We start from the raw sequence: 12678 nt of genomic DNA, 5'->3' as shown, positions 1-12678 counted from the left end.
TACTAGAACTTGTAAGAAGTACTTAAGAAGAATGTGCGACCAACAACATCATATGTACCTGGTACTGTACCCATGTCGTTACCACCTGGTACTTCTTCTGGTTCAGTATCTAGTAAGTTTTTAACACCACCATTTACAGACCAGTTGTCGTTTAAGTAGTAAGAACTTGAAACGTTGTGGTAAACAACATCATCGGTAGAGAATTTCTCACCGTAGTACTCACCATCCATACCTTGGATGAATTGTGCAGTGTATTGCACGCTTAAGTCTTCAGTAATATCAGCACCAACTGTTAGTGACGATTTTAACTCAGAGTAAGCACCGTTGTTACCATCGATACGACCTGTGTAGTCAATACCATCTTGTTCGAAATCTAAAAGGTAAGTTGTATCTAACATTACTTTAAAGATGTCGAAGCTGTAGCTGATGTTCCAGTCGATACCTGAAGTGTTTTGCTCACCAATGTTTGTTAACGCAGAAGTCATGTTTGATAAATCACCATCTGCTGTGATGTTGATTGCATCACAAGATGCTTGAGTACCAGCGTAACATTCGTTCATTTTAGCTTGTACATCTACACGGCTGATTGCATCTGTGATTTCAAACTGCCAGTAATCTACTGTCGTTGATAAACCGTCTGTGATTTCCCAAACTGCACCAAAAGTAAATGATTCACTTTCTTCTGGTTGTAGGTTTTCATCACCAGTGTAGTTAACTAAAATTTGTGCATCTGGTGCGTTGCCCCACGGGTCAGATAAGTAATCAAATGAACCAGAGTTACCAGCGTATAATTCACTTACGCTTGGTGCACGGAAACCAGTTGCAGCTACAGAGCGGATCATGAATGTATCAGTGAAGCTATAAGTAGCACCTAATTTCCATGTTGTTGCGCCACCAAATGTGTCGTAATCATCGTAACGTACCGCACTTTCTACCGCTAACTTTTCAGTTACTGGTACTGAAACTTCAACATAAGCAGAGTTTACAGTGTAATCACCCTTAGTAGGATCTTGTTGAGCTGCTGTACTTTCACCAGCTTGAGTTACTTCATCAGGAGTGTAGTGACCTTCTTCTTTACGGTGTTCAACACCAAAAGCGTAACCGATGTCGTTATCCGTCATACCCGAGTAGCCAGCTGCTAATGTAAGTTGCTCGTTACCACCTTCGTTATTTTCAGTGTAAACAATACCTTCATTTACTAAGAAATCTCTATCCATTGGGTTGCCAGAGAACCAAGCATCTTGATGTGCATAAATGCTTTGTTCCATATTGCCGGCGTGGATTGAATTTTCTACTTCATCCTTAGAGTCGTTACGACCGTAAGTTGCTGAAACATTCCAAGAATCGCCATTTTCTAAGTAACCGTCTAGTGCTACTGATAAGCGGTAAGTATCTGTCTCTTGGCCGTAAATACGAGGACCTGCATCAACCATACGACGACGGTAGTTTAACTCATCACCTACCATGTAGTGATCTGCTGGGTCTGAAATTTCAGCATTGAATTGGTCATATACGCTTTGTACATTATCAATGTGTTTTTGATCAAGTTGTGCTGTTTCTAAATCAATGTTTGCTGGTTGTGGCGCCATTTGTTGGTTCGAATCACGACGTGTGTACATACCTTCAACGCTTAACTCTACTTCTTCTGCTACTTCTTTGTTGTAGCTTGAGAATAGGCTGAATAATTCGTTTGGTGTTTGTGCATAACTTGACGTTGTGTAATCGTAACCATAAGTGCGAGGTTCAAAACCACCGCCATCTTTTGGTACTAATCCACCTAAAGAGCCTTCAGGAACAAAAGATGATTGTCCTGGTGGTACGAAATCACGGTCAGATTGAATTACTTCGCCACGCTCAGAGTATTGAACACCAACAACTAAGTTACCGCCAGCTACTTCACGACCGTGTAAAATGCTGAAACCACCTGACTCGCCATCACCTTTATCGGTAGAGCTTAATTCGGCGTTAATTTCAGTACCTTCGTAATCTTTCTTAGTGATGATGTTTACAACACCAGCGATAGCGTCAGAACCATATACAGCTGATGCGCCGTCTTTTAAGATTTCAATTGATTTGATCATTGCTACAGGGATAGTGTTTAAATCCACTGAAGAGTCAGCACCAGTACCTGAAGCTACCATACGACGACCATTTAAAAGTACTAATGTTCTTTGAACACCCATACCACGTAAGTTAACTGTTGCAGAACCACCAGAACCGTTGTTTGATGAAGCACCAAGGCTCATACCTGCCGCTGTTGGTTGTACTGCTAAAATTTCTTGAACCGATGTGTAACCGCTTTTAGCGATAACGTCTGCAGAGATTACAGTTACTGGAGATGCAGTTTCCATATCGGTACGGTTAATACGAGAGCCAGTTACTTCGATGCGCTCTACTTCAGTTACTTCTGCTTCTTCAGCATTAACATTAACTGATACAAATGATGCAGCAGCGGTTGCGCTTAGCATCATTGCTTTTGCTATTGAATTCTTCTTAAACATAATTAATTCCCGGTAAAGTTTGTGAGCTATTCTTTTTTACTGCTCGTTACGACTTGGATACATCTTATGGGTAAACTGTTACTAGGAGAATAGGGTGTAACAGTTACGCAATCACTGTAAATGCATTGTTAACGCCTGGTGTAGCTAGTTGTTTTTTAAGGTGTTTTTGTGTCGTGTTTTATTTTTTGAAGTTGAGGTAGAGAATATATACAAAAAAAGAGATATTTAATAAAATGGACTTTAATTTTAAATGTTTTTATATAATTTTATTTAAATCATTGGGTTAAGTTGTTTGCAGGGTGTTTGTAGATAGCTATATCAATGTGTATCCGAAATGTTTTCGTGTTGCAAAGTTGCAACACTTAGATTGGTTGAAAAGAAACAAATCGATAGGTTTGTTGTTAATTTCCTATTTATTAGGCTCTGTCGGCGATGTTAAATCCTAACTTTAGCGGCCTTTTTACGGGATTTTATAGGGCGAGCTTGCATAGGCAAGCGCCAAAGTGCTTTGTTGGTATAGGTAGGCGATAACATATATAACCGAGTTAGAAGTAAATTTTGATTGGTTGAGTGCAGCTTAGGAGCGTTCATTTCGAAGTAATTGTCAGTGAACGATGTATCTATCTCTAAAGGGGGCGCTGCAGATGTTAACTTACTTTGCGCTAGAGCATAACTACTGAAACAGTAGGTGCTTAGAGTGAATATTGTGAAGAAAAGCTTTAAGTATATTTTCATATGCTATTCCTGGAATAGCATATTTCAAGCCAATCTTTAAGTGTTTGATTTTTAAATAGTTACTTGGTTTGAATGTCAGAGGTGTAAAAATTATTGACGCATAAACAAAAAACCAGTGACTAACTCAAGTTAGTCACTGGTTTTTAAGTGCAATGATATAAAATATTTAGAACAGCATTAATAAGTTGGCTTGTTATGTTCTTTACCCATAGCTTCTGCAACTTCTTTTGGCATGTATTCTTCATCATGCTTAGCGAGTACTTCACTTGCTTCTAATGTATTTTTATCGATTAAGATACCTTGTGCAACAATACCTTGTCCTTCACGGAATAAATCAGGCAAAATTTTATCGTACTTAATGGTAATAGTTTCAGTGCCACTGTCTTTTAATTTAAAGGCAACTTTTAAACTTTCAGAATCCCTTTTGACACTACCAACGACTACCATGCCACCAACACGAATACGTTGACCTACAACAGGCATAATGCCACTTTCTTCTTTACCATTAATAACTTCAGTTGGGGTAAAGAATAAATCGAAGTTTTCATTTAATGCATATAAAGACAAGCCGGCAACAGCTGCTACACCAATCAATATTGATGAAACAATAGCGAGTCTTTTTTTACGACGGGGGTTCATACATTACTACCTTTTAATCTAATTACGTATCTTGTTTAGCGTTGCGCTTTGCAACCTGCTTAAGCTTTTCTTCTCGCTTTAAGCGTTTATTAATTTGTTTAAAAATGCGTTTATCTTTACCTTTACTATTAAGGGTAAGCAACACTAATAACAAAGCGGTAAAGCCATAAGATAACCACACGTAAAAACCGTAGCCACCCATATTTAAAAATTCACTGAACGAGTCGAAAGCCATTAGTTGTGCTCCTTAGCTAATGCTTTTACCCATGGACGCATAGAATTGCGTTCGATAATGTCTGCGCGAAAACGCATACAGACTAAAGTGCCTGCTAAGAATGCAAAACCGAATAAGCTGATCAGAAAAGGTCTCAGCATATCAATTGACATAGATGGTTTTTCAAATTTAGACACGGTTGCCCCTTGATGAAGGGTATTCCACCATTCAACACTGTAGTGGATAATTGGTAAATTAATTACGCCTACTAAGGCCAGAATGCTTGCTGCTTTACCTGCAAGCGCTTTGTCTTCAAAAGCATTTTGCAGAGCCATTACGCCAAAGTATAAAAATAATAGGATCAGCTCTGAAGTAAGCCTTGCATCCCAAACCCACCAAGCACCCCACATAGGTTTGCCCCAAGCAGCGCCGGTTAATAATGCAATTGCGGTAAAGGTTGCACCAACGGGAGCTAAAGCCGCGATTGATGATTCGGCAAGTTTCATTTGCCAAACTAATGCTGTTAAGCCAGCAATGGCCATTCCTAAATACAGGCCCATAGATAACATGGCAGCTGGCACGTGTAGGTAAAATAAACGTACACTTTCACCTTGTTGATAATCGGCTGGAGAAAATAACAAGCCCATGCCTAAACCTACGGTTAATAAAATTGCACTAATAACAGCAAACCAAGGAATTAACTTACCAGTAAAATGATAAGAAACTTCTGGGTTTGCGTAAGGGTGTAACCATTTCCACATACTAATTGGTACTCACTTTTAAGGCTGAGCCTACAGCAAAAGGGGCCAAAGTTAATGACCCAAAAAATAACGCAGCTATTATAGCAAGGTGTCCGTTATAAGGTAAATTCATACTTGCCGCGTCAATTGCGCCAGTGGCAAATATTAAAACAGGAATATATAGAGGCAATACTAGTAAGCTTAATAGCACGCCACCTTTTTTTAATCCTACCGTTAGTGCCACACCTATTGCGCCCAATAAACTGAGTACTGGTGTGCCGAGTAATAAACTTAACATCAGAGCAACATAGCTATCTTGATTTAGGTTAAGTAATACGCCTAAAAATGGCGCAATAATAATTAATGGCAAACCCGTAATCAACCAATGGGCCGTGATTTTAGCTAGCACTAATACAAAGGTTGGACACGGCATCAATAATAACTGCTCTAATGAACCGTCGTTATAGTCATGTTTAAATAAACGTTCAAGTGATAATAAGGTTGATAGTAAGGCGGCAACCCATATTACTCCAGGTGCTATTTTCATTAAGGTATTAGCAGCAGGTCCAACACCTAAAGGGAATAAAGATACCACAATGATGAAAAACAGGATTGGATTTAAAATATCATCACGGTGTCTAAAGGCGATAACTAAATCACGTTTTAATATGGTGCTAAAGGCACGACGGTAAGAAAGTTGCATAGTCATACCTAAAAAAACTGATGTTCTAGAATGATTTTTGAATAATCATTACTATTAATAGATAAATCTTGGTGAGTAGTAAGTAACACTGCGCCACCATTTTGTGTATGCTTTAGCATTAACTGCTCAAGCTTTTTCACACCAGCTTTATCAATTGCGGTAAAAGGCTCGTCCAAAATCCAAATTTTGCTTTGGCTTTGCCATAAACGCGCTAAAGCTATGCGTCTATGTTGGCCTGCACTTAGGTTTGATGCCATAGCATCTTCAAAACCAAATAAGTTAACTTCATCTAACGTGGCTTCAGCTTTGGTTGCATCTAAACCATGCATAGTAAGATAAAAAGCTAAGTTTTCCTCACTACTCATTTCACCTTTAATGCCTGCTAAATGACCAATAAATAACAAATCCGCTTTGTATTCATCATCACACTGGTTAATGGCTTGGTCTTTATATAAAACTTGGCCACTATAGGGCTGTGACAAACCAGCTAAAATGCGAAGCAAGCTAGTTTTACCAGTACCATTAGCACCTTCAACCTGAATAATATCACCAGCGTGCACATTAAAACTTAATTCATCAAACAGTAATCTGTCTTCACGAATACAAGTGAGTTTATCTGCACTAAGTAAAATTGGGTTTGTGGTGGTCAAAGTGTTGCCTAGTTGGACTGCATAAAAGTATTTTTATAGATTCTACTTGTTTGTTTTACTAATAAGAAGATGGAAATGTGATTTTTTGCCAAATTGAAATATTTTGTAGCAATTTAATCAATAAACTTAGCTTAAAGGTAATTAGCTATTTTTAATCAATACTGGGTATAATAACGCAAATTTTTAGTGTAATACTTTCTGTTAAAGTCAGAGTATTAACTTTCTTGATAATCGATCCAAGCGGAGTATTTAATGATCCCTGAATTAGGACACCTTGCCCTGATAATTGCTATGGCGTTTGCTATATGTTTGTCAGTTGTGCCGTTAGTAGGTGTTTATAAGCAAAACCAACGATTAATTACCTTAGCAAAGCCGTTAACATTAGGTATGTTTGCCTTTACTTCGTTAAGTATTATTTTATTAGGTTATAGCTTTGTTGTAGATGACTTCTCGGTAACTTACATTGCCAGTCACTCAAATTCACACTTACCATATTACTTTAAAATAAGTGCAGTGTGGGGTGGTCATGAAGGCTCGCTTTTATTATGGGTATTTTGTTTAACCGCATGGACTATGGCGGTTGCTGTATTTAGTAAGCATGTTGACCAAGCCTTTGTTTCAAGAGTCTTAGCTATTATGGGCATGATAGCTGTTGGCTTTATTGCTTTTACTTTATTAACCTCAAACCCATTTGATAGATTATTGCCAAATCCTCCTATGGAAGGGCGAGATTTAAACCCTTTATTACAAGATGTAGGCTTAATTATTCATCCGCCAATGTTGTATATGGGCTATGTTGGATTTTCAGTAGCATTTGCTTTTGCTATCGCTGCTTTAATGTGTGGCAAAATGGATGCTGCTTGGGCTCGTTGGTCACGCCCGTGGACTATAGGCGCTTGGATGTTCTTAACCCTTGGTATCGCACTAGGTAGTTGGTGGGCATACTATGAACTTGGTTGGGGCGGTTGGTGGTTCTGGGATCCAGTTGAAAATGCTTCATTTATGCCTTGGCTTGTTGGTACTGCATTAATACATTCATTAGCCGTTACCGAAAAACGCGGCGCATTTAGAAACTGGACTGTATTACTGGCAATTTTTACTTTTAGTTTAAGTTTACTTGGTACTTTTATTGTACGTTCAGGGGTATTAACGTCTGTACACTCTTTTGCCGCAGATCCTACTCGTGGTGCCTTTATTTTAGTGCTACTTGCCATTGCTGTTGGCGGCTCATTATTACTTTATGCTGTTCGTGGTTCAAACGTTGGTAGCTTTAGCCGCTTTAATTTAGTATCGCGTGAAGTTGCACTGCTTATTTGTAATATCATTTTAGTTGTTGCTGCTGTAACCGTGCTATTAGGTACCATGTACCCATTAATTATTGATGCCATGGGCATGGGTAAAATTTCTGTAGGCCCTCCATACTTTAATGCCGTGTTTGTTCCTATTATGAGTGTACTCTTCGTGTTTATGGGCATAGGTCCACTTATTCGCTGGAAAAAAGCTAAGCAAGGTGAGTTGTTCAAACAAATTAACCTTATCTCAATATTTAGTGTAATTTTTGGTTTAGCTTTCCCATTCCTTTATGGAGATGGCTTTGATGCTTGGGTCGCTTTTGGTATGGCATTAGCTTGTTGGGTTGCTTTAGTTGCACTTAAAGATCTTAAAAATCAAATTAAAGATACAGACGGTAAGCTTAACTTTAACAAACTACCTAAAATTAGTTTAAGTCATTTAGGTATGGCCGTTGCGCATACGGGTATTGCTATTACTATTGTTGGCGTTACATTAGTGTCTACTTATGAGTCTGAAACTAACATTAAAATGGATGTTGGCACACGTGTAACAGTTGAACATTTTGATGTTGAATTTCTTGGCGTGAAAATGGTTGAAGGGCCAAACTACAGCGCCGAGCAAGGGCAAATAAAGGTTTATAACGACAACGAACTTATTGCTTATTTAAAGCCTGAACGTCGTACTTATCGCGTGCAAACAATGGGCATGACCGAAGCGGCAATTGATCCTGGTTTATTTAGAGATATCTATGTTGCTTTAGGTGACCCATTAGACGATGGTAGTTGGGCAGTACGAGTTCACTATAAGCCATTTGTTCGTTGGATCTGGCTTGGTGCCATTTTCATGGGCATGGGTGGTATCTTTGCCATGTTAGATAAGCGTTACCGTAGACGTAAAACAGTTAAACAAGAAAAGGCAGTCCTTGATGATAGCGCTGCGTTAGGAAGTAACTAATGAAAGTCATTATTCGATTAATCCCTCTGATCCTGTTTTTATTATTGGGTGTGTTGTTATATCGAGGTTTGTCATTAAATCCACAAGATATGCCGTCAGCATTAGTGGGTAAGCAATTTCCTGCGTTTACTTTGCCAAATTTACAAAACAAAGAGCAGCAGTTATCTGTAGATGACTTTGGCAAAGGCATCAAATTAGTGAATGTTTGGGCAACTTGGTGTCCATCTTGTAAAGTTGAACACCCGTTTTTAGTGAAGTTGTCACAAGATAAACGTTTTAATTTATATGGTTTAAATTATAAAGATGAACGTGTGCCTGCATTACAATGGTTAGAAAACTATCGTGACCCCTATGTGTTTACTATTTTTGATCAACAAGGCTCTCTAGGGTTAGACCTAGGCGTGTTTGGCGCGCCAGAAACCTTTGTTGTTGATCATCACAATGTGATCAGAAAACGTTTTGCTGGCGTATTAGAACGCAATGTTTGGCAACGTGAATTTTTACCATTAATCAATACTATTGAAGATGAGATAGCCAATGGACAATAAGCAAGTTAGCAAGTCGGTTATTAATGTATTTTTAGCCGCGGTTGCAACATTACTTTTTGCGACGTTATTTGCGAGTAAAGCTGCTGCCGGACCAATTGACACTTACACGTTTCCTGATGAGGTAATGAAAGTAAGGTTTCAGCATTTAACTTACGAATTACGTTGTCCGAAATGTCAAAATCAAAATTTAGCCGACTCTAATTCTCCAATCGCGCAAGACTTACGTCATGAAGTTTACGAAATGTTACTCGATGGCCGCAGCGATACTGAAATTATGGACTTTATGGTCGACCGTTATGGTGAATACGTATTGTACCGCCCAAGAGTAAACTCGTTAACTTACTTATTATGGTTTGGACCTGTAGTTTTCATTTTAATTGGTGGCTTTGTAGTGTTTTTATTTGTTCGTAAAAAAGAAGTAAAAACAGCCGCATTAAGCGATGACCAACAGCAACAATTAAACTCAATTTTAAAAGACGATTAAATAATGACGAACCTTTACCTTTTTTCAGTAGTTTTACTGGTTGTGGCAATATTGATTGTCGTTCGCCACTTTATGCAAAGCAAACTTAGGGTTGCTGATCAAAAAAATATGCGCGGTGAAACTAATAAAGATTTATATCATGAACATTTGCAAGAGCTTGAAAAAGACTATGCTGAAGGTGGAATTGACGAAGAAAACTTTGGTTATTTAAAGTCTGAACTTGACCGCAGTTTAATTCAAGATATCAGCGCAACTGAAAAAGAATCAGCAGCAGTTGATAAAAAAACATCAGTACTTTGGCCAATTGCGATAAGTGTTTTTATTGTGGTATTTACTGTTGGTTATTACAGCCAATTTGGTCAATATAAAGAATTAGAAACAGCATTGTCGCAACCTGCTGGTCACCCTCAAGGTGAACAGAGTGAAGCGCAAATGATGATTGCACAGTTAAAAGTGCTACATAAAGAAGTGCAAGACAATCCGCAAAACTCTGATGCTTGGTTCCGTTTAGGGCAAATATTAACTAACGTTGGTGAATTTGAAAGTGCCGTTATTGCCTTTGACAAGGTGATCTCAATAGAGGGCCCGCAAGCTGATGTTTATGCTATGCAAGCACAGGCTATGTATTATCAAAATAAGCAACAACGTAACGCTAAAATTGATGAGTTATTAAATAAAGCATTAGCAATTGACCCGAACGACCCAACAACATTAATGCTAATAGGTATGGATCATTATCTTCGTCAAGAATACAGCTTAGCTGCGCAAACATGGCAGAAAATACTAGATACTAATGGTGCTGGAGTTAATAGCCAGGCACTACAAAGCGCGATAAATGAAGCCGTAGCCATGTCAGGTCAACCTGCTGTTAAGTCGCAACCAGAACAACAAAGCACAAATAGCGTGGCGGTAACAGGTCCTAATTTGAAGGTGAGCGTGAGCATTGCCGATAACATTATTAACGAGTTAAATTCAGGTGCCGATAAAACGGTATTTATTTATGCAGTAGCAACATCTGGTGCGCGCATGCCGTTAGCTGCGGTTAAGCTAAGAGCAAGTGATTTACCTATTACAGTAAATCTTGATGACAGCAAAGCTATGACCCCGCAGATGAATTTATCAAGCGTTGATGCAGTAAATATTTACGCTGTTATCTCTCACACAGGACAGCCTGGGATGAAAGCGGGTGACTTTAAAGGTGAACTAACTAATATTTCGGTAAATGTTAGTGAGCAAATGAACCTTGTTATCGATAGCATCGTACAATAATTAATAATATTGCTGTAACACTACTTTAAGGATTAAGAGTCATGACAAGTTTGATTAAATTTAGCGCTATGGTGCTAACTACTGTATTTAGTTTTAACGCTTTAGCAAACAGCGCAGATGTTAAAACTACAATAAATACTGAACAAAAAGCTAGTGCGCAAACTGCTCAGTGTCCAGATTTTTTAAATCATACGGTACGCAAACTAAACTCGAAAAAGTCGGTTGATATTTGCCAAGAATTTGCCGGTAAAACATTCCTTATTGTTAATACTGCTAGTAACTGTGGTTTTACTCCGCAATTTAAGCAGTTAGAAGCGCTTTATCAAGAATACAAAGACCAAGGTTTAGTTATTCTAGGCTTCCCTTCTGATAACTTTTTTCAAGAAGAAGATGAAGAGAAAGATACTGCCAAAGTATGCTTTGTAAATTACGGCGTTACTTTCCCTATGTTTAATACAGTAGAAGTTCGTGGTGGTGATGCACATCCTATTTTTGCGCATTTAGGTGAAGAGACTGCCTCGCCATATTGGAACTTCTACAAGTACTTAGTAAGTAGTGATGGCAAAACTATTCAACGCTTTTCATCAAAAGTCGAGCCGCAATCAGCAGAGCTATTAAAAGCTATTCAAGCTCAGTTGTAACTTAATAAAGAGATTAATGCATGTCGCGTTTTATCAGTAATAATAAAAACTTACACGAGAAAAATATTAAGCATGGACCTGTAAATACAGGTTCAGTTAAAACCGGGGTACTGCTAACTAATTTAGGTACACCAGATGCGCCAACAGCTGATGCGTTACGAGTTTACTTAAGAGAATTTTTATCTGATCCAAGAGTGGTTGAGATCCCGCGTTTGATTTGGATGATAATTTTACACGGCATTATTTTACGAGTGCGCCCAGCAAAGTCAGCAAAGCTGTATAAAAGCATTTGGACCGAGGCCGGCTCGCCACTGTTAAGCATAACTAAAGATCAACAAGCTAAAGTTGCTAAAATTATTAACGAGCAACATGGTGATGAAGTAGAAGTTGCTATTGCCATGCGTTACGGCAACCCATCTATATCAAGTGCGTTAAAAGATTTGCAAAGCAAGGGCGTTAATAAGATCATTGCTTTGCCTTTGTATCCGCAATATGCAGGCCCAACTACGGGTTCAACCTTTGACGCCATTACTAAAGAAATTCAAAACTGGCGCTGGGTACCATCATTACATTTTATTAGTAGTTATCACGATAATGCTGACTATATTAGTGCATTAGTTAATAGTATAAATGAGCACATCAGTGAATATGGTAAGCCCGAAAAACTATTGTTGTCTTACCATGGCATGCCTAAGTTATTTCACACCAATGGCGATCCTTACTTTTGCTTTTGTCACAAAACAACTCGGTTAGCTATGGCGCAATTGGGTTTTAGTGAAAGTGATTATGAACTCACCTTTCAATCACGATTTGGTAAAGCCGAATGGCTTAAACCATACACCGATAGTGTACTAGAGCAATTAGCTAATGATGGTGTTAAACACGTTGCGGTGATCAGTCCTGCCTTTAGTGTTGATTGTTTAGAAACCTTAGAAGAATTAGAAGTAGAAAGCCGAAAAGTTTTTATTGATGCTGGTGGCTTGACATTTCATTACATCAAAGCACTCAATGACCGTGATGACCATATCAAGGCAATTGTTGGCCTTATTACACCTCATATTTAATTTTTCAGGCTTGATTGGTTTGCTATTCACAGCATTCAACAATCAAGCCAACTTCATTTTTTGCTTACTTTTCAACTGTGCTAAACGTACACATTCATTGACAAATTAGCTATATGTCTTTAACATTCACGCCCTAATTTCTTGCTGTTGGCTATCATTAATTAAATTGTAGTCAGCAGCATAATTTCTTAAGAAGCAGAGCGTTTTAACCATCTGGTTTAAATGGATATTGCTTATCAAACG

At 38.4% G+C, this 12678-nt stretch carries 12 protein-coding genes; 6 read left to right on the top strand and 6 right to left on the bottom strand.

Annotation, left to right across the window (positions count from 1 at the left end; genetic code table 11):
• Positions 1–2: 2 nt before the first annotated feature.
• From FNN08_RS13815 to ccmA, 6 genes are all read right to left on the bottom strand, one after another.
• Positions 3–2501 carry a TonB-dependent receptor gene (locus tag FNN08_RS13815; protein ID WP_260679357.1) on the bottom strand — a complete coding sequence of 833 codons (2499 nt, stop codon included), beginning with the start codon at positions 2499–2501 and terminating at the stop codon, positions 3–5.
• Between the two features lie 912 nt (positions 2502–3413).
• Complete coding sequence (gene ccmE / locus FNN08_RS13810) at positions 3414–3875, bottom strand: cytochrome c maturation protein CcmE (RefSeq protein WP_143586767.1); 462 nt, start codon at positions 3873–3875, stop codon at positions 3414–3416.
• Between the two features lie 22 nt (positions 3876–3897).
• Positions 3898–4110 carry a heme exporter protein CcmD gene (ccmD, locus tag FNN08_RS13805; RefSeq protein WP_143586765.1) on the bottom strand — a complete coding sequence of 71 codons (213 nt, stop codon included), beginning with the start codon at positions 4108–4110 and terminating at the stop codon, positions 3898–3900.
• Entirely contained in the window at positions 4110–4850 is a 741-nt protein-coding gene (locus FNN08_RS13800) for a heme ABC transporter permease (RefSeq protein ID WP_143586763.1), read from the bottom strand. Before FNN08_RS13800 ends, ccmD begins: the two co-directional genes overlap by 1 nt.
• A gap of 1 nt (position 4851) precedes the next feature.
• On the bottom strand, positions 4852–5538 hold the full coding sequence (ccmB, locus tag FNN08_RS13795) for a heme exporter protein CcmB (protein ID WP_143586761.1): 687 nt from the start codon (positions 5536–5538) through the stop codon (positions 4852–4854).
• Between the two features lie 2 nt (positions 5539–5540).
• Entirely contained in the window at positions 5541–6182 is a 642-nt protein-coding gene (ccmA, locus tag FNN08_RS13790; RefSeq protein ID WP_143586759.1) for a cytochrome c biogenesis heme-transporting ATPase CcmA, read from the bottom strand.
• 252 nt (positions 6183–6434) lie between these two features.
• Here ccmA and FNN08_RS13785 point away from each other — a divergent pair, with 252 nt between their 5' ends.
• The 6 genes from FNN08_RS13785 (at position 6435) to hemH (ending at position 12435) form a co-directional block, all read left to right on the top strand.
• Positions 6435–8429 (top strand): heme lyase CcmF/NrfE family subunit, encoded by a 1995-nt coding sequence (locus FNN08_RS13785; protein WP_143586757.1) that lies wholly within the window; start codon positions 6435–6437, stop codon positions 8427–8429.
• Positions 8429–8977 (top strand): DsbE family thiol:disulfide interchange protein, encoded by a 549-nt coding sequence (locus tag FNN08_RS13780; protein ID WP_143586755.1) that lies wholly within the window; start codon positions 8429–8431, stop codon positions 8975–8977. Before FNN08_RS13785 ends, FNN08_RS13780 begins: the two co-directional genes overlap by 1 nt.
• Complete coding sequence (locus tag FNN08_RS13775) at positions 8967–9461, top strand: cytochrome c-type biogenesis protein CcmH (RefSeq protein ID WP_143586753.1); 495 nt, start codon at positions 8967–8969, stop codon at positions 9459–9461. The genes FNN08_RS13780 and FNN08_RS13775 overlap by 11 nt, the downstream gene beginning before the upstream one ends.
• Positions 9462–9464: 3 nt before the next feature.
• A complete protein-coding gene (gene ccmI / locus FNN08_RS13770) occupies positions 9465–10730 on the top strand; it encodes a c-type cytochrome biogenesis protein CcmI (RefSeq protein ID WP_143586751.1) in 1266 nt (421 codons plus the stop codon).
• A 68-nt stretch (positions 10731–10798) separates the two neighbouring features.
• Positions 10799–11371 carry a glutathione peroxidase gene (locus tag FNN08_RS13765; protein ID WP_143586881.1) on the top strand — a complete coding sequence of 191 codons (573 nt, stop codon included), beginning with the start codon at positions 10799–10801 and terminating at the stop codon, positions 11369–11371.
• Positions 11372–11391: 20 nt separating this feature from the next.
• The gene (gene hemH / locus FNN08_RS13760; RefSeq protein ID WP_143586749.1) at positions 11392–12435 is read left to right on the top strand and encodes a ferrochelatase; all 1044 of its coding nucleotides are present in this window, start codon (positions 11392–11394) and stop codon (positions 12433–12435) included.
• Positions 12436–12678 lie beyond the last annotated feature (243 nt).

The sequence above is a fragment of the Thalassomonas sp. M1454 genome (assembly GCF_007097525.1).
GTDB lineage: Bacteria > Pseudomonadota > Gammaproteobacteria > Enterobacterales > Alteromonadaceae > Thalassotalea_A.
This window is presented reverse-complemented; position numbering and strand designations above follow the sequence as displayed.